This is a genomic window from Porphyromonas canoris (genome assembly GCF_000769115.1).
GTDB classification, from domain to species: domain Bacteria; phylum Bacteroidota; class Bacteroidia; order Bacteroidales; family Porphyromonadaceae; genus Porphyromonas_A; species Porphyromonas_A canoris.
Map to the genome: position 1 here is coordinate 1 of NZ_JQZV01000014.1, position 18,644 is coordinate 18,644.

An 18,644-nucleotide genomic window follows, 5' to 3' on the forward strand; every position below is an offset into this window, starting at 1 on the left:
TGGCATCGTCCGACAGGCAACAGCATTCCGGAGTTCGGCATATCGGTGCAGACAGACAACGGGACTCAGCTCTCCAAGAACAAGAAGATAGCCAAAGCATTCTCCATGACTCCGGGCAAGGCGTATCGTGTACGGGCAGAGTGGAAAGATAACCGCCTGACGATCTTGGGCGATGACGTGGAAGAGGATCTTCCTTCCATCACCTTGACGACAGAGAAANGAGTGGAAAGATAACCGCCTGACGATCTTGGGCGATGACGTGGAAGAGGATCTTCCTTCCATCACCTTGACGACAGAGAAAAAGGTAGGCGAGAAGATAGAGCTTGAGATCAATGCCGAGCCGGAAGACCAAGCGGATGTCTGGATAGACCTGAACAACAACAAGGTCAAAGATGCAGGCGAGAGCGTAACCGTATTTGGCTCCGACCAAAAGTACACACTCGCTGCACAGACCGTTACGGTGTATGGAAAGGTAACTGCCTTGGTCTGCTCGTTTCAGTATCTCACTTCCTTGGATGTGATCAAAAACCCCGCTTTGACAGCATTGACTTGTTACGCTAACAGACTTACCTCACTGGATGTGAGCAAGAACACCGCTTTGAAAGAGTTGGAGTGCGACTCTAACTCCNCCGCTTTGACAGCATTGACTTGTTACGCTAACAGACTTACCTCACTGGATGTGAGCAAGAACACCGCTTTGAAAGAGTTGGAGTGCGACTCTAACTCCCTCACCTCCCTGGATGTGAGCAAGAACACAGCTTTGGAACAGTTGTCCTGCTCCTCTAACTCCCTCACCTCGCTGGATGTGAGCAAGAACAAGGCTTTGACAANCCTCCCTGGATGTGAGCAAGAACACAGCTTTGGAACAGTTGTCCTGCTCCTCTAACTCCCTCACCTCGCTGGATGTGAGCAAGAACAAGGCTTTGACAACGTTGTCCTGCACCCATAACTCCCTCACCTCGCTGGATGTGAGCAAGAACACAGCTTTGACAATATTCGCCTGCTATAATAACCCGAATCTAAGCTCCTTGAAAATCTCGAGCAGCATAAATGATGCGTTGTGGGTCAACGACTGCAAGCTGAGCGCGAAGACACTAAACGAGATATTTACCACGCTTCCTGATGTGAAAGGGCAGAGCACCGGAGATAAAGAGCTCTATATCTCAGGCAATCCGGGTACGGCAGCGTGCAACAAGAAGATCGCAACAGACAAAGGCTGGAAATTGGATGTCGAAGATACTCCGCCTGCCGGCAACAGCATGACGATGACGACAGAGAAAAAGGTAGGCGAAAAGATAGAGTTGCGCATGAATGCCGAACCNGGATGTCGAAGATACTCCGCCTGCCGGCAACAGCATGACGATGACGACAGAGAAAAAGGTAGGCGAAAAGATAGAGTTGCGCATGAATGCCGAACCGGCAGACCGTCCGGACATCTGGATAGACCTGAACAACAACAAGGTCAAAGATGCAGGCGAGAGCGTAACCGAATTTGGCATCAATAAAGGGTACACACTCGCTGCACAGACCGTTACGGTGTATGGAAAGGTAAGCTACTTGAACTGCTATGGTCAGAAGATAACCTCCCTGNTACACACTCGCTGCACAGACCGTTACGGTGTATGGAAAGGTAAGCTACTTGAACTGCTATGGTCAGAAGATAACCTCCCTGGATGTGAGCAAGAACACGGCTTTGACAGGATTGGTCTGCTACTCTAACAGTCTCACCTCGCTGGATGTGAGCAAGAACAAGGCTCTGACATCTCTGGACTGCGAGAAGAATAAAAACCTAAGCTCCGTNTTGGTCTGCTACTCTAACAGTCTCACCTCGCTGGATGTGAGCAAGAACAAGGCTCTGACATCTCTGGACTGCGAGAAGAATAAAAACCTAAGCTCCGTGAAGATCAGTAACAGTATAAACAACTATTTGGACTGCAACGACTGCAAGCTGAGCGCGGAGACACTGAACGAGATATTCACCACGCTTCCCGATGTAAAAGAGCAGACCGAAGGGAAGAAAGAGCTATATATCAAAGGTAATCCGGGCACGGCAGCGTGCAACAAGAAGATAGCCGAAGACAAAGGCTGGAGATTGGATGTGGATGATACGCCTCCGTCTGTTCCTAACCAAATGACGATGACGACAACGAGAGCCGTCGGCGAGAAGATAGAGCTTTGGATCTATGCCGAACCGGCAGACCGTCCGAATGTCTGGATAGACCTGAACAACAACAAGGTCAAAGATGCAGGCGAGAGCGTAACCGTATTTGACACCGACCAAAAGTACACACTCGGTGCACAGACCGTTACGGTGTACGGAAAGGTAACCGGGTTGTCCTGCATCGCTAACTTCCTCACCTCTCTGGATGTGAGCAAGAACACGGCTTTGACAGAGTTGGGCTGCTCCTATAACTCCCTCACCTCGCTGAATGTGAGCAAGAACACGGCTTTGAGAGTGTTGCACTGCAAAAATAACTCCCTCACCTCGCTGGATGTGAGCAAGAACACGGCTTTGACAGAGTTGCACTGCTACTCTAACTCCCTCACCTCGCTGGATGTGAGCAAGAACACCGCTTTGAAAGAGTTGTACTGCTCCTCTAACTCCCTCACCTCTCTGGATGTGAGCAAGAACACCGCTTTAACAGAGTTGGACTGCTCCTCTAACTCCCTCACCTCGCTGGATGTGAGCAAGAACAAGGCTTTGACAGTGTTGATTTGCGACTCTAACAAGCTCACCTCGCTGGATGTGAGCAAGAACACTGCTTTGACAATATTCTCCTGCGAAAATAACCTGAATCTTAGCTCCTTGAAGATCTCGAGCAGCATAAATGATAGGTTGTGGGTCAACCGCTGTAAGCTGAGCGCGGAGACACTGAACGAGATATTCCGCACGCTTCCCGATGTGAAAGGGCAGAGCACCGGTTGGAAGGAGATCTATATCGCAGGTAATCCGGGTACGGCAGCGTGCAACAAGAAGATAGCCAAGGACAAAGGCTGGAAATTGGATGTCGAAGATACTCCTCCTCCGCCTGCCGGCAACAGCATGACGATGACGACAACGAAAGCCGTCGGCGAGAAGATAAAGCTTTGGATCTATGCCAACCCGGCAGACCGTCCGAATGTCTGGATAGACCTGAACAACAACAAGGTCAAAGATGCAGGCGAGAGCGTAACCGTATTTGGCTCCTATCAAGAGTACACACTCGGTGCACAGACCGTTACGGTGTATGGAAAGGTAACCGGGTTCGACTGCGAAGAGAACTCTCTCACCTCGCTGGATGTGAGCAAGAACAAGGCTTTGGTACGGATGTTCTGCACCGATAACTCTCTCACCTCGCTGGATGTGAGCAAGAACACCGCTTTGGTAGTGTTGGGCTGCGCCTCTAACTCCCTCACCTCGCTGGATGTGAGCAAGAATATAGCTTTGAAAGTGTTGTCCTGCGGCTCTAACTCCCTCACCTCGCTGGATGTGAGCAAGAACACTGCTTTGACACAATTCTTTTGCTCGAAGAACCCGAATCTAAGCTCCCTGAAGATCTCGAGCAGCATAAATGATGAGTTGTGGATCAACCACTGCAAGCTGAGTGCGGAGACGCTGAACGAGATATTCCGAACACTTCCCGATGTAAAAGGGCTGACCGAAGGCGAGAGAAAGATAGCCGCTATCAAAGGTAATCCGGGCACGGCGGCGTGCAACAAGAAGATAGCCACAGACAAAGGCTGGGAATTGGATGTAGAAGATACTCCTCCGCCTGCCGGCAACAGCATGACGATGACGACAAAGAAAGCCGTCGGCGAGAAGATAATGCTTTGGATCAACGCCGAGCCGGCAGACCGTCCGGACATCTGGATAGACCTGAACAACAACAAGGTCAAAGATGCAGGCGAGAGCGTAACCAAATTTAACTCCTATCAAGAGTACAAGCTCGGCTCTCAGACCATTACGGTGTATGGAAAGGTAACCGTGTTGACCTGCAGCTCTGCCTCTCTCACCTCGCTGGATGTGAGCAAGAACACCGCTTTGAGATCGTTGGGCTGCTACTTTAACAGTCTCACCTCGCTGGATGTGAGCAAGAACACGGCTTTGAAAACGTTGGACTGCGCCTCTAACTCCCTCACCTCGCTGGATGTGAGCAAGAACACTGCCTTGACTTATTTGGAGTGCTCCAAGAACTCCCTCACCTCGCTGGATGTGAGCAAGAACAAGGCTTTGACAGGGTTGTACTGTTACAGGAACTCTCTCACCTCGCTGGATGTGAGCAAGAACACTGCCTTGACTTATTTGGACTGCCACTCTAACCCCCTCACCTCGCTGGATGTGAGCAAGAACACGGCTTTGAAAGAGTTGTCCTGCTCCCATAACAAGTTCACCTCGCTGGATGTGAGCAAGAACACCAAGTTGGAACAGTTGGAGTGCTACTCTAACAGGCTCACCTCGCTGGATGTGAGCAAGAACACCGCTTTGAGACGATTCTCCTGTGAGGGTAACCGGAGTCTAAGCTCCTTGAAGATCTCAAGCAGCATAAATGATAAGTTGTGGGTCCGCTACTGTAAGCTGAGTGCGGAGACACTGAACGAGATATTCCGCACGCTTCCCGATGTAAAAGGGCAGACCGAAGGCGAGAAGAAGATCTGGATAGTAGACAATCCGGGTACGGATGCGTGCAACAAGAAGATAGCCGAAGACAAAGGGTGGACGGTTAATATTGATTATGATTGAGGGGAATTTCCCTCACCCCGAAGTGGCGGGGCGTAAAATATTGTAGACAAATTCGGGCAGTGCCGGTGCGATAAGTGCCGGCACTGCTTTTTTNGGTAAGAAAAAATATTTTCGTAGGTAAGAAAAAATATTTTCGTAGGTAAGAAAATAAATTTCCGTAGGTAAGAAAAAATATTTTCGTAGGTAAGAAAAAATATTTCCGTAGGTAAGAAAATAAATTTTTGTGGCCAAGAAAAAAAATTTTCATGGGCATAGAAAAAAATTTTCATGGGCATAGAAAAAAATTTTCGTGGGCATAGAAAAAAAATTTTTGTGGCCAAGAAAAAAAATTTTCATGCGGACGAAAAAATATCTGCGTGCGCAGAAAAAGTATTTTCTTTAGCATAAGAGTTGTGGCGATCCGGGCATAAAAATATATTTTCATAGGCAGGNGCGTGCGCAGAAAAAGTATTTTCTTTAGCATAAGAGTTGTGGCGATCCGGGCATAAAAATATATTTTCATAGGCAGGAAAATATATTTTTATACGAATGGGAGGTATTTTTTATGCTTGCGGACATATTTTTGTCTGCGTGCGGAAATGAATTTTCATGATGACGGGAAATGAACGATCTCCTCTCTCTCCGAAACTTTTTCCCGTTTTTGGAAAAACTTTTTGGCTTGTTTTTTTGAGTTTTTTGGCTGAGAAGAGGTGCTTTTGGGGGAGAAAAGTTGGTTCGTGTCGGTATTTATGACTAAAGTTTTGGTTCTGTTTTTGAATCTTTGTACCTTTAGGACACCACGATATACGGGAGAAGCCACGCCCGAACATATAACCTGCCGCGGGTGGCGATCCTTGAGACTTTATGCGTTGTAAGTACCGAATGAGAAACTAATAAAAACAAAAAATCAGATGGAACGTATCTCTATTAAATTTTTACTATCGTTTTTTCTGCTGTCTGCCCTTCTGTTGGCAGGCTGTCAAAACGAACGCGAATCACTATTGCCGGGACAGAAAGAGCGGCAGCTTACCTTTACGGCATCCATGCCTCAGGACGGCATTTCAACACGAGTGGCATTGGAAAATGATGCTGTCAAGAACATCCTTTCGGCCCGCTGGGAGTCGGGAGATAAAGTAACGTTCGTCTTCGAGCAAGGAGCACGGCTTACGGAACCGGTGGAGGTGGTCGTAGGCAGCATCGGTCAGGAAGGCAAAAGTGCGAAGCTGGACATCGAAGTGCCCGAGATCATAGACACGGCGGAAGAGTACACCATTCACGCATTCTGCGGAGTGCCGGGAGAGGGAGTGAGTATTCGTAACAAAGAGATTTTTTTGGACATTCTGCCCTTGCGAGGCGATCGTCTGTCGGATATTGCCGTTCCCGTCCTTTCCAAGCTCAAAGTGGAGCCCGAAGATATGGCGGCTTCGGGCGAAATGCTTCTTCCGTTCGCACATCTCGGAAGTGTGGAGTATGTCGATCTTAAGAACAGCTCGGATGCGGAGCTGAAAGTGTTCAACTGTCATCTCTACGGCACCGATCCGGGAGCGGGCGAGTGGCGCTATCTGCCCGGCAACGGGAAGCACTATCTCTACAAACCGATGACTGACGAGGTGGTGTCAGCAGACGGAGACAAGCCGAACCCTTTGGAAGCAGCGGGATCCGGCATCGGCATTGCACCGGGAGCGACTCACACGTTTGCCGTTTGGCATCGCCCTACGGGAAAGAACATTCCGGAGTTCGGCATATCCATGCAGACGGAGCATGGCACCAAACTCTCGGCCAACAAAAAGAGAGCCAAAGCGTTCTCGATGACTGCCGGCAAGGCTTATCGTGTGCAGGCGGAGTGGAAAGAGAACAGCCTGAGAATCCTGGGCGATGGCGTGGAAGAGGATCTGCCTTCGATCTCTTTGACCACGGAGAGGGCAGTTGGCGGGAAGATTTGGCTTTTGGTAGATGCAGATGACGCAGACCGTCCGGATGTCTGGATAGACCTGAACAACAACAATACCAAAGATGCAGGAGAGAGTGTAACCACGTTTGACGAAAAACAAGTATACACGCTCGGCTCTCAGACCATTACCGTGTACGGAAAGATAACTGTTTTTAACTGCTCCGCGGCAGGAATCAAAACGTTAGATCTTAGTAAAAGTCCGGCTTTGAAAGAATTGCTCTGTTTCGAGAATCCTCTCGCTTCGTTGGATGTGAGTAAGAACACGGAACTGGAAAAGCTGGAATGCTGCGATATAGATGAACTTACTGCTTTGGATGTCAGCAAAAACACAAAGCTGACTTATTTGGACTGCTCTGGCTCTTCGATCAGCTCTTTGGACGTGAGTGAAAATATACGGCTGACCAAGCTGGTCTGCCACTCTAATCCTCTCAATTCGTTGGATGTGAGTAAAAACACGGCTTTGTCCGAACTTTTATGTAACAAGATCGGGCTGAAATCTTTAGATGTGAGCAGTAACGCAGACTTGCAAGAGTTGTATTGCAACGGCAACAGCCTCACTTCGTTGGATGTGAGTAAGAACCCAGCATTGATTGTCTTGTCTTGCAGCGAAAATTTCCTCCCTTCTTTAGATGTGAGTGGTAATAAGAAGATGACTTATTTGGATTGCAGGGACAACAAAGAGTTGAGCTCTCTGAAGATTCCCAACAGTATAAATAATGCACTGTTCAGCCTCAATTGTAAGCTGGACGCAGAGACACTGGACGAAATATTCAAAACTCTTCCCGATGTAACAGGGCAAAGCATTGGCGATAAGAAGGTCTTTGTTGCAGGAAATCCCGGAGCGGACGCCTGTCATCCCGAAATAGCCACCCAAAAAGGATGGAAAGTGGATGTCGTGGGGCTTCCTCTTATCAATAGCATGGTGCTGACGACAGAGAAAGCGGTCGGAGAAAAGATCAATCTTAGCATAGATGCAGATGACGCGGACCGCCCGGAAGTCTGGATAGACCTGAACAACAACAAGAAAAAAGATGCGGGTGAGAGCGTAACCAAGTTTGGCAAAAGCCAAGAGTACACGCTTGGAGCCAAGACCATTACCATATATGGAAAGGTAACCACGCTGCGGTGCGAGAAAAATGGCCTCACGGCACTGGATGCGAGTAAGAACATTGCTTTGAAAGACTTGAACTGTAGGGAGAATAAACTCTCCACATTGGATGTAAGTAAGAACCCGGCTCTCGTCCGGCTCTCTTGCTATAAGAATCTTCTCGATGAACTGGATGTGAGCGAGAACGTTGCTTTGAAGTATCTGTATTGCGGTAACAATAAGATCTCCCGTTTAGACTTGAGCAACAATAAGAATCTGACCTATCTGGAGAGCCGTGATAACAAAGAGTTGACACATCTGGAAGTTCCCGGCACCCTAAACTATGGCTTGGTTCTTTCCAATTGTAAGCTGAGTGAAAGCGTATTGGACGAGATCTTCCGGACACTTCCCGATGTGAGAGGACTCACCGACAACCAGAAGATCCTTATTGCAGGCAATCCCGGAGCGGCTGCTTGTCATCCCGATATTGCAACATATAAGGGATGGAAAGTGGATGTCGCGGGGCTTCCTTCTCCTTGGGAGATGGTTCTGACGACAGAGAAACCGGTCGGCGCCAAGATCACACTTCTGTTGGATGCGGATGCGCCGGATCGTCCGGATGTCTGGATAGACCTGAATGATAACGATGTTAAAGACGCAGGCGAGGCAGTAACCACATTTGGCAGTTACCAGGAGTACACTCGCGGTAGCGAGGTCTTCACCATATATGGAAAGGTAACCAAGCTCGACTGCCATAATCAAGAGCTCTTCGGCTTGGATGTGAGCGACAACCCGGCTTTGGCATGGTTGGGCTGCTACAATAATAAGCTCACGGACTTGGATGTGAGCGACAACACGGCATTGAAGGTGTTGTACTGCGACGGCAACCGGATAGAAACATTGGATCTGAGCAAGAACACCCTTTTGGAATACCTGAACTGCTTCGATAACCTCCTCACTACACTGGACATGAGTAAGAATCCGGCATTGAAAGGGCTCCGTTGCAACCACAATGAGCTTTCCGACTTGGATGTGAGCGGCAATCCGGCTTTGGAAAGCTTGAAGTGCGAGAACAATAAGCTCTCCGCCTTGGATGTGAGCAAGAACACGGATTTGATGGTGCTTTACTGCGACAAGAACAAGCTCACCACCCTGGATGTGAGCAAGAACATCTTGTTGAAGGTGTTGAACTGCTTCAAGAATCAGCTCGTCGCGCTGGATGTGAGCAAGAACACGGCTTTGGAACATCTGGACTGCTACGTAAACAACCTCACCTCCCTGGATTTGAGCAACAACAAGAATCTGACCGTCTTCGGCTGCGACAACAACAAGGATCTGAGCTCTTTGAAGATCTCCGGCAGCATAAAGAATATGTTGTATTGCCGCAACTGTAAGCTGAGTGCCGAGACACTGAACGAGATATTCACCATACTTCCCGATGTAACCGGGGTGGCGGGAGGCAAGAAGACCATCTACATCCACGGCAATCCGGGCACGGATGAGTGCGACAAGAAGATAGCCACGGACAAGGGCTGGACGGTATCTCTTGACCCCGTTCCATAATCTCTGCTCCTGAGGAAACAGACAGACGCAGGCAGTGCCGGTACGATGATAAGTGCCGGCGCTGCTTTTTTATGTCGAAACGGAAGAGGAACAGCAGGGTAGAAGAGCAAGCGGAGCGGGACACTTTCTCCGGGGCTGTAAGTGCTTCATAATAAGTGTTTTCGGAGGCGGAAAGAATTCTTTGCGGAAAGCGTCAAAATTTCTTGGCCAAGAAAAATTATTTTCTTGGCCAAGAAAATAATTTTTTGTGGCCAAGAAAAAATATTTTTGTGGCCAAGGAAAAAAATTGCGTGGCCAAGGGGAAAAATTTTTGTGGCCAAGGGGTAAATTTTTTGTGGCCAAGGGGGAAATTTTTTGTGGCCAAGGGGAAAAATTTTTGTGGCCAAGGGGGAAATTTTTTGTGGCTAAGAGGAAAATTTTTTTGTGGCCAAGGGGGAAATTTTTTGTGGCTAAGGGGGAAATTTTTTGTGGCTAAGAGGAAAAATTTTTGTGGGCAAGGGGGGAATTTTTTGTGGCCAAGGGGGAAATATTACGTGGCCAAAGGGGAAATATTTCCTTGCGGAAAGAAATTCGCCCCCTTACGAAAGGAGTTGCAGATAACCCTTAGGAGAGATGAAAATAAGGAGAGAAAAAGCTGAGGATGGAGGAGGAGAAGATGGACTTTAATCCGGCTTAATTCCCAATGGATAGCTGCTCCAAGATTTCCCGGTATCTATCGGAAGATATACGGGGAGTGGAGGGGATTGTCGGGGCGTCGATCCATCTTTTTTCTATCTCGAAGTAATCCGGTGCTTCGGTTCGGATGCCTTGCAGTTTGCCATACAGACCATTCTTCTCCCCAAAGTTGCTGACATTGCACCAGAGAAACGGAGTGTCTTCGTAGCCCTTTCTTTTCTCCCAATTGTCGGTGTTTTCCCCGAACAGCTCGACCACAAGCGCATGCCGTTTGTCAAGACCCTGCAAGAGCTTTGTGCCGGGATTCTCTCCCCACCCTTGCAGCACCCAACAGCTCTGCGGAAAGGCTTGCATCATCTCCTTTTGGATGGCGGACGAAGCAAGGGCAACATCTACTCCGGAGCTATTCCCTCCCTCATGGAATGGATCTCCTCCAAAGTGTCTGAGATCATCACCATACAGCCGCTTCATCTCCTGGTAATAGATCTGCGCCACTCTTTTGAAGTTCGGATCCGTGGGAAGTAAAAAGTCGGGGCGTTGAAATCCTCCTGCCCATCTGCCTTGAGGGATGATGCCGGCAGAGAGTTTATCCTTGAGCGTCGTAGGCACCATGCCATAGAAGCCTTGCATGACCGGCTCGATACCCAACTCTCTCATCCGTTCGAGAATCTTCTGTTGCAACTCCTTCTGCTGCTCTATCAGAGTATCGCTTACGGGACCTCCCCAGCCCTCCAAGTTGCCCATCAGCCACCAGACACCAAACACAGGATGCGCAATGAAGTCTTTAATCTCCTCCTTATAGAGAATAAAGTTTATTTTTGCGAAGAAGATAAAAACGAAAGACTTATGAACAAGAAATATCTCGTTGGTTCGCTTTTTCTAAGCTTTCCCTTAGCGATGTGGGGACAGAGCAAAGATCGTCCCAATGTGCTGATCATATATGCCGATGACCTTGGCTACGGAGACCTGGGCTGTTATGGAGCTAAAGGCGTGGAGACGCCCAATATCGACAAGCTGGCAGAGGAAGGAGTCCGGTTCACCAACGCCTATGCCATGGCTGCGACGAGTACGCCGAGCCGATATGGTATGCTCACGGGAGAGTATGCGTGGCGGAAGCCCGGGACGGATGTTGCGGCGGGTGATGCAGGAATGATCATCAAGCCGGAGCAGTTTACCCTCTCCGATCTTTTCAAGCAGGCGGGCTATGCCACGGCAGCCATCGGGAAGTGGCACCTTGGTCTTGGGCCGGAGACAGGCAAGCAGGACTGGAACAAGCCTCTTACGATGGGACTGAAAGACTTGGGATTCGACTACCACTACATCATGGCTGCCACTGCAGACCGCACTCCTTGCGTCTTCATCGAACAAGATACCGTTGCCAACTACGATCCGTCTGCTCCCATCGAAGTGAGCTACCTGCGACCATTCGCGGGAGAACCTCTGGGACGGACACATCCGGAGCTCCTTCAGCTGCGCTCTTCTCACGGGCACGACATGGCGATCGTGAACGGCATTGGCCGCATCGGTTACAGTCGGGGAGGAGGTCGTGCGTTGTGGAAAGATGAGAACATCGCGGACAGCATCACTGCGAAAGCCGTGCAGTTCATCCGCGAACACAAGGACCAACCCTTCTTCATGTACTATGCCACGAACGATGTCCACGTCCCCCGCTTTCCACATCCTCGCTTCCGGGGAAAGAGCAGCATGGGACTGAGGGGAGACGCCATCGTACAGTTCGACTGGGCTGTGGGCGAACTCCTTCGCACCCTTGACGAGCTCGGCATCAGAGACAACACCATCATCCTCATCTCCAGCGACAATGGGGCTGTCGTCGATGACGGCTACGAGGACAGAGCCGAAGAACTTCTTGGAGAACACCGCCCGTCGGGAGGTCTGCGCGGATTCAAGTACAGTGCATTCGAGGGCGGCACTCGCGTCCCGGCGATTCTCTCCTGGCGCAGAGGGCAGCAGGGCAAAGGCACCTCCGACCGTGTCGTGAGTCAGGCGGACTGGCTGGCGAGCTTTGCCCACCTCCTCGACATCACGCTCTCGTCCGGTGCCGCTTCCGATAGTCGCCCGGCGCTCTCCGCATGGCTTGGTCGGCACGATGCTCCGCACCGCTCTCATGTGATCGGGCAGGCTGCCAACAAGACCCTATCCGTCCGCACACCGGAGTGGAAATACATAGAGCTGTCCAACGGAGCACCCATGATCACGTGGGGACCGAAGATCGAGACCGGTTACCTCCCCCGTCCGCAGCTCTATCACCTCCCATCCGATCCGGAAGAACGACACAACGTTGCCGACAAGCACCCCGACATCGTCCGTCGGATGCAAGCAATCCTTCAGAAAGAACGCAATCCCTAAAGCCTCCGGCTGTTTGGAAAAAAGGAGAAGAGGCTCACCGATCATGGCGAGTCTCTTCCCCTTTTTTTGTTTAGAAGTAAATGAAAAATTAACTTCCGGAATTAGACATATTGCTTATTGATGGGGCAATTTTACCCCTAAATATCAAGCAGAGGATCGTATTGAAAATTCGGACATCGGAGTAGAAATGTACTACTTCTCCAAAGGTTCTGATGCTGTTATTTGATCTGTCCAAAAAGGTTTGTTGAGATAATGGATATTAGAAGACTGCCAAACCCATCCGAAAAGGACTATCTGCGTCTCGACAGATACAAGCAGAGGTACGTATATCTTAGACAAAGAGAGCCGTGATCTTATTTTTGTGCATAAAAAGGGAGTATATCGCATGAGTCGTGAATTGTCAAAATGATACTTACGACACCTAAAAGCCGAACTCAAAAATACTTGGGACAAAATTATCTTCCTTGCATGGAACAAATGAACTAACCTTCCGTTTTGCAATTAGCTATTTAAGCGCAAGATCTGCACCTAAAGATAATCATCTACCTTGCTTGATGTGGATAGTGATAGGAATTACAGCTGAAAAATGAGCGATGCCAGAGAGATCATGATCATACACATGGTGTTTTGTTCTTTGGAAGGTTTTGCCTCCGTATTCGTATTGCTGGGCTGTGAGCCGTGGCGAGCAAGGAAGAGCAATTCCTCGCCTGTCATCTGCCATACGGGCTTGTCCAAAAGTTCTTCTAAAATCATACTTCATTGCAGTTAAGTTGTGAATACTTTTGCCCTTGCGCATCGGGATATCAGTCAGCTCTGACACTGCAAAAGTATGGGCTAATTTACTGTTTGTGAAAGGGTAAGTGATTCTCGGTAAATGCAAGGAAAAAGTGGAAAGTCAAAATCTCTCATAGCCTCACCCACAACACTCATTTTCACACGAAAAGAGGCTCGCAGAGTATCACTACCCCGAGCCTCTCGCTCTATATCGCCCCCCCTAGCCCTACTTTGGTTTTTTCAGTGTTAAATAGGGAAATCCCCTCGCTCCTCTGCTCGGTTATTCATATCCTTGTAAAATAAGTTTTGTTATTCAAATAAAGTATATGGCAAACAAAAACCTCAAAGAGGCTAAAGCTGCTAAGAATGATGAATTCTATACGCAGTATCACGATATAGAGGCTGAAATGAATGCCTACATAGAATATAGTGCGGAAGTATTCCGAGGCAGGACGGTATTGCTCCCCTGTGATGATCCCGAATGGAGCAACTTCACACGTTTCTTCGTGGCTAAGTTTGACGAATTGGGACTAAAGAAACTGATTAGTACGAGCTTAGCACAAGAGAGCAAGAACTATAAATCTGATTGGCAACCCTCCCTATTCGAGACAGAAGATCCTCGATACAATGCGGAGAAGTCGGCTATTTGTGGGAAAATTTTCACCCTCACTCATGACACTAATCATAACGGTAAGATTGATATAGATGACTTGGAATGGGAGTATCTCGAGGGTACAGGGGATTTCCGTAGTACAGAAGTAACAGCTCTGCGAGATGAAGCCGACATCATTGTGACGAATCCACCATTTTCGTTCTTTCGTGAGTTCTTAGCTTGGATTATGGAGGGAGGTAAACAGTTTGCTGTCATTGGTAATATGAATGCGATTACCTACAAGGAAGTATTCCCTCTAATTAAAGAGAATAAAATCTGGCTGGGGGCGACAGGGAATGGGAAAGATATGGTATTTGGAGTTCCTAAAGGTGCTAAAGTTGATGAAAAGGATAAGCAAAAGGCAGCTCGCTTAGGATATATTGGAGACTATACAAGATTAGGTAATTCTTGTTGGTATGCCAACCTTGAGCATGGTCGTCGTCACCAACCTTTGGCTCTTATGACAATAGAGGATAATCTGCGATACAACAAGAAAATGAAGAATAAGGAGGCTTACGATCGATACGACAACTATGATGCTATTGAGGTGCCTTTTACCGATACAATCCCTTCGGATTATGAAGGCGTTATGGGTGTTCCAATATCTTTTCTTGATAAGTACTGCCCGGAGCAATTTGAAATCTTAGGTATAGACCGATATATAGAGGACAATCCTATTCCAGGTAAACGATTTAGTATCAATAATAAAGAAGTCTATGCGCGAATACTCATTAAGTTCTTGCTCTAATAAAAATACGTTTGTATACTCTCTGAGCTTGAATAAGAGGCTGTGTTATACCGCTATTGCTATACCAAAGTCCGTTAGAAAGCCCTTTACCTTCGCTTTCACTACACCCTAAGATTTCAACTAAGTAGCATAAATGCAAATACAATAAATGAAAACAGAACTACATACCGAATGGACTGTAGCCGACATTTGCAAAGGCTTTGTTTACAATGAACTTGAGGGCAAAGGTCTTTTCGGCTTAGACGGCAAGCTTACGATACAGCCAGAGTATCAACGGCACTACATCTACAACGATGGCAAAAAAGATGTTGCAGTCATTAAGTCTATTCTAAGTAGCTACCCCTTGGGTTTGATTTACTTCAATCTTACGCCCGAGGGTCAGTATGAGGTGTTAGACGGACAGCAACGGATTACCTCTATCGGGCGTTTTGTTACGGGGAAGTTTGCTATTCAGGATTCCAATGGTAATGTTCAATACCTCTCTGGCTTACCTGCGGAGCAGCAACAGCTCATATTAAACTCAAAGCTTTTGGTGTATGTCTGTCAGGGTGAAGAACGAGAGGTTAAAGAATGGTTCAGAACCATCAATATCACAGGTGTACCGCTCAACGAACAGGAGCTACTCAATGCTATCTACTCAGGGGCATTTGTCAACGCAGCGAAACGAGTTTTTAGCAACTCGCAGAATGCTGAGGTACACAAGTGGAGCCACTATACAAGGGCAATGTCAAGCGACAAGATTATCTCAGGATAGCCCTCGAATGGGTGAGCACAAGCCTGCATAAAACTATCGATGCTTATATGAGTATGCACCGGCACGATGTAGAGATTACAGAGTTGGAGCATTACTTCCGCTCAGTAATCGATTGGGTTGCTACTACCTTCACGATGACAGACAAAGAGATGTGTGAGATAGAGTGGGGACGCCTCTACGAAACATACCACACGAAGCCCTATAGTATAGACCATATCACTGCACGCGTCATCGCACTCCGCCAAGACGAATCTATTAGATGTCCTCGCAATATCTATGAATATGTACTGGGCAGAGAGCAGCATACCCATTTCTTGGATGTACGCATCTTTGACGAAAAGGACAAGAAAGTGGCCTATAAGCGACAGACGGAACGAGCTGAGAAAGAGGAAAAATCGAATTGTCCTCTGTGTGCCATTGGGGGGAATGCCAATAAAACACGTATTTACAAACTCACAGAGATGGATGCCGACCATGTGAGAGCATGGAGCAAAGGCGGCAGCACAACTCTTGCCAATTGCGAAATGCTCTGCAGGACGCACAACAGATCCAAAGGAAATAAATAAACAGTTTCTCATCTCGTACATATCTGGTAGATTATATAAACCTATCAACAATAAAAAATGTACAAGATGAAAACAACATTTGCAAGAGTGGCACAACTATGGAGTCAGGCGAAGCAGCCCATCGTGAAGTATTCTACTATGTGCGCCTATCGCCTTACCCTTCGTTCGCATTTGTTGCCCCGATTTGGGGCTATGACTCAGATTGCAGAGGCCGATGTCCAAGATTTTATTATTGATAAGATAAATAAAGGCCTCTCCAAGAAAACCGTTCGAGATATCATTGCCGTACTTAGGGCTATTATTAAGTATGGAGCAAGACAGAAACTATTTGAGTCGGAGAATTGGCAACTAAGCTACCCAACAATAGAGAAAGGTAGTAAGTTGCCTGTGATGTCAGTTAAGCATCAACGCAGGCTTATGACTTATCTCATTGAGCAGCCAGACTCCAAGAATATAGGGATACTGCTCTCGATTTGTACGGGTATGCGTATCGGGGAGGTGCGCGCATTAGAGTGGTCTTGTGTAGATTTGTCTCATCGAATCCTCCGTATACGGCAAACAGTGGCACGCGTATACGATTGCGAAAAAGGGGCTATCGAGCAAGTTTTTACACTCCGAAAACAAAGCATTCGTTTCGAGAGATCCCTATGAGCAGACATCTGTTTGAGGCTTTGTGTATCGTGAAGAAATCATCCGTTTCGCCCTTTGTTGTTGGTTCGTCTATCAAAGCAATAGACCCTCGCACCTATCGAGATTATTTTGCCCGAGTACTCAAGCACCTACAGATTCCACCGATTGTTTTTCATGGGCTCAGACATACATTTGCAACACGCTGCATAGAAAGTCTGTGCAACTATAAAACTGTCAGTACTATTCTCGGACACTCCAATGTATCAACGACACTTAATCTGTATGTACACCCCAACCTGCAACAAAAGAAATATTGCATTGAGAAGATGAGTCGGTTCCTTGAGCTGAAATAACAAATGATCTCAGCATAAGGAATGACAACTTACCAGTATTTCTTGTAAGTTGCTTTTACAGGTGCATATCGCATAACACTAAACAAAATCTCTACCCAAGATTTACAGTCTTGGGTGGAGATTTTTTACCTCTAAGTTTTTGGATGTGAAAAAGGGTGTAAACCGCATACTCTTGCTGATTTACACCCTTATTGCGGAGAGAGAGGTTTGTGAACAAACACCTCTCAAATCGTTGTATATCAATTATCTACCAAGACATTATAGCATTTTTGTAGCAGTTATTTGACTGCTGGTTGACTAGCGCTCTGACAACCTAATGACCTTTTTTGAGCATCATTTTTCTGGGTGCGAAGTTATAGAAAAACGTACACACTTCCAAATCGTTGTTCCTTAAACAGTTAGATTTTTTATTGCTACATTGCCCAGTGCACGGTGCAAGTCCCTCTATATAAGGGGACTTGCACCGTGCACTGGAGTTCTTGGCAAAACCTCATATTTCTGATTTTAATCCTGATAAAACTATAACTTTATCCTTGGTGAAGGTCTTTTATGTATTCTGTTTACATCAAACCCAAGGAGAAAGGATTAGAACAGAGTTGCAGATAACCACTTTACAATCCAATCAACACACAATATAATACGGTATTTTGGATATGCCCCGGTGCATACGCTACTAATATCAATTTGCATCTGATGCAAGACGATTTGCATTGGGTGCAAGAACTTGTATGTAGCGAGTTGTTCTTGCCAAGATGTCAGAATAACTTTAAGGATATGAAAAAGTTAGTAGATTTTCTTCGAGAAGCAAGACTAGAAAAGAACTACAAACAGGACTATGTAGCTGGAAAGTTGGGTGTTACAGGTAGTACTATTTCTCGTTGGGAGAGTGGTGAAACAGAGTTAACACTACAGCAAGTATCAGACTATGCTCAAGTTTTGAACATTAAGATCAAAGACCTGTTTGCATTCCTTGCAAATGAAGGGAACAAAGCCCCCATTGCAGAAGTTCATCTCATAGTTTTCACGAATGAATCCTATGAAGCTATTATGCGAGCTATAAGCGAACTGAGAACGGATGTCTCTATTACAAGTAAAGTAAACATTTGAACAAATGGATCTGATTGCCATAGAAAGTCAAGCCTTTCAGGACTTGGTAGATAAACTCAATAGAATTGAGCAGTATGTTGAAAGAACAAGTCATTTATTACAAGATATTGATGATGAGTTGGAGATGTCAACCAAGGATCTTGTCGAAACATTAATGATTTCCGAGTCGACCTTATATCGGTGGCGCAAGAAGCAACTCATACGCTACCGATATACTGAGAGCGGAGATGTTAGATATTTTTTTAAGTCTATTCTTATTGCTGTAAAGAGTAATCGATTACGTGTCTCGGGGATGCGTAATGAAGACCTGATAGGGCGTCTAAATCGCTTCAAAGACAATCTTATTAGAAACTCATGCTTAAACCGTAAGAATGACGATTGATAAAAACGAGATTCTCGCCCTAACACAGGGAGGTCTAAATGTGTTTGCTCATTATCTGGGCTTCGAGATAAATCTGCATCGTAACTTTCGTAGCCCTTTTTATGAGGATAAGCGAGCCTCCTGTCATATTTACTATGATAAAAAGAGTTACTCCTACAAGTTTTACGACCATGGAGATCCAACTTATTCGGGGGATTGTTTCTGGTTTGTTGCAACTTTACTGGGATTGAACCTTAAAAGCGATTTCCCAGGAGTGATTGATACCATCATACAAGGACTAGGGTTGCATTCCCTGTACAATGGTAAGCTTAGTAATACTTTTTCTGCTCATGGAAA

Annotated in this window: 12 protein-coding genes and 1 pseudogene; 11 read left to right on the plus strand and 2 right to left on the minus strand. The window is 46.9% G+C overall.

All coding sequences use genetic code 11. The features are described 5' to 3' along the window. The first annotated feature begins 5,610 nt into the window (after positions 1–5,610). Positions 5,611–9,300, plus strand: coding sequence for a leucine-rich repeat domain-containing protein (locus tag HQ43_RS09595; RefSeq protein WP_152567528.1), 3,690 nt, complete (start codon positions 5,611–5,613; stop codon positions 9,298–9,300). A gap of 203 nt (positions 9,301–9,503) precedes the next feature. Beyond that, positions 9,504–9,938 carry a hypothetical protein gene (locus HQ43_RS09245; RefSeq protein ID WP_152567529.1) on the plus strand — a complete coding sequence of 145 codons (435 nt, stop codon included), beginning with the start codon at positions 9,504–9,506 and terminating at the stop codon, positions 9,936–9,938. A gap of 34 nt (positions 9,939–9,972) precedes the next feature. Here the strand turns inward: HQ43_RS09245 and HQ43_RS09250 are convergent, their stop codons facing one another. Next, positions 9,973–10,836, minus strand: coding sequence for an alpha-N-acetylglucosaminidase TIM-barrel domain-containing protein (locus HQ43_RS09250; protein ID WP_081964628.1), 864 nt, complete (start codon positions 10,834–10,836; stop codon positions 9,973–9,975). 36 nt (positions 10,837–10,872) lie between these two features. Between HQ43_RS09250 and HQ43_RS09255 the strand changes: the two genes are divergently transcribed. After that, positions 10,873–12,342 (plus strand): sulfatase family protein, encoded by a 1,470-nt coding sequence (locus HQ43_RS09255; protein WP_235305975.1) that lies wholly within the window; start codon positions 10,873–10,875, stop codon positions 12,340–12,342. Between the two features lie 573 nt (positions 12,343–12,915). Here the strand turns inward: HQ43_RS09255 and HQ43_RS09260 are convergent. Continuing rightward, on the minus strand, positions 12,916–13,095 hold the full coding sequence (locus HQ43_RS09260; RefSeq protein WP_394358436.1) for a DUF3853 family protein: 180 nt from the start codon (positions 13,093–13,095) through the stop codon (positions 12,916–12,918). Positions 13,096–13,442: 347 nt separating this feature from the next. Here HQ43_RS09260 and HQ43_RS09265 point away from each other — a divergent pair, with 347 nt between their 5' ends. The 8 genes and pseudogenes from HQ43_RS09265 to HQ43_RS10180 form a co-directional block, all read left to right on the plus strand. Then, positions 13,443–14,516 (plus strand): adenine-specific methyltransferase EcoRI family protein, encoded by a 1,074-nt coding sequence (locus HQ43_RS09265; RefSeq protein ID WP_052103195.1) that lies wholly within the window; start codon positions 13,443–13,445, stop codon positions 14,514–14,516. A gap of 148 nt (positions 14,517–14,664) precedes the next feature. Continuing rightward, complete coding sequence (locus HQ43_RS10075) at positions 14,665–15,270, plus strand: DUF262 domain-containing protein (RefSeq protein WP_235299988.1); 606 nt, start codon at positions 14,665–14,667, stop codon at positions 15,268–15,270. Then, complete coding sequence (locus HQ43_RS10080) at positions 15,219–15,836, plus strand: HNH endonuclease (protein ID WP_235305972.1); 618 nt, start codon at positions 15,219–15,221, stop codon at positions 15,834–15,836. Before HQ43_RS10075 ends, HQ43_RS10080 begins: the two co-directional genes overlap by 52 nt. 66 nt (positions 15,837–15,902) lie before the next feature. Further along, entirely contained in the window at positions 15,903–16,487 is a 585-nt protein-coding gene (locus HQ43_RS10085; protein ID WP_235305973.1) for a tyrosine-type recombinase/integrase, read from the plus strand. Beyond that, positions 16,484–16,819 (plus strand): tyrosine-type recombinase/integrase, encoded by a 336-nt coding sequence (locus HQ43_RS10090; RefSeq protein ID WP_235305974.1) that lies wholly within the window; start codon positions 16,484–16,486, stop codon positions 16,817–16,819. Before HQ43_RS10085 ends, HQ43_RS10090 begins: the two co-directional genes overlap by 4 nt. 774 nt (positions 16,820–17,593) lie before the next feature. Further along, complete coding sequence (locus tag HQ43_RS09280; protein WP_036793040.1) at positions 17,594–17,926, plus strand: helix-turn-helix domain-containing protein; 333 nt, start codon at positions 17,594–17,596, stop codon at positions 17,924–17,926. Positions 17,927–17,930: 4 nt separating this feature from the next. Then, positions 17,931–18,308 carry a MerR family transcriptional regulator gene (locus HQ43_RS09285; protein ID WP_036793013.1) on the plus strand — a complete coding sequence of 126 codons (378 nt, stop codon included), beginning with the start codon at positions 17,931–17,933 and terminating at the stop codon, positions 18,306–18,308. Beyond that, positions 18,298–18,625: pseudogene (locus HQ43_RS10180) on the plus strand (bifunctional DNA primase/helicase); the annotation flags it as partial. The gene HQ43_RS09285 and the pseudogene HQ43_RS10180, both read left to right, overlap by 11 nt. Between the last annotated feature and the right edge of the window lie 19 nt (positions 18,626–18,644).

Coding starts and splice junctions, on each gene's coding strand:
- HQ43_RS10090 (WP_235305974.1), top strand. CDS start 16,484: ATGAGCAGACATCTGTTTGAGGCTTTGTGTATCGTGAAGAAATCATCC.
- HQ43_RS10075 (WP_235299988.1), top strand. CDS start 14,665: ATGAAAACAGAACTACATACCGAATGGACTGTAGCCGACATTTGCAAA.
- HQ43_RS09280 (WP_036793040.1), top strand. CDS start 17,594: ATGAAAAAGTTAGTAGATTTTCTTCGAGAAGCAAGACTAGAAAAGAAC.
- HQ43_RS09285 (WP_036793013.1), top strand. CDS start 17,931: ATGGATCTGATTGCCATAGAAAGTCAAGCCTTTCAGGACTTGGTAGAT.
- HQ43_RS09595 (WP_152567528.1), top strand. CDS start 5,611: ATGGAACGTATCTCTATTAAATTTTTACTATCGTTTTTTCTGCTGTCT.
- HQ43_RS10085 (WP_235305973.1), top strand. CDS start 15,903: ATGAAAACAACATTTGCAAGAGTGGCACAACTATGGAGTCAGGCGAAG.
- HQ43_RS09260 (WP_394358436.1), bottom strand. CDS start 13,095: ATGATTTTAGAAGAACTTTTGGACAAGCCCGTATGGCAGATGACAGGC.
- HQ43_RS09265 (WP_052103195.1), top strand. CDS start 13,443: ATGGCAAACAAAAACCTCAAAGAGGCTAAAGCTGCTAAGAATGATGAA.
- HQ43_RS09255 (WP_235305975.1), top strand. CDS start 10,873: ATGTGGGGACAGAGCAAAGATCGTCCCAATGTGCTGATCATATATGCC.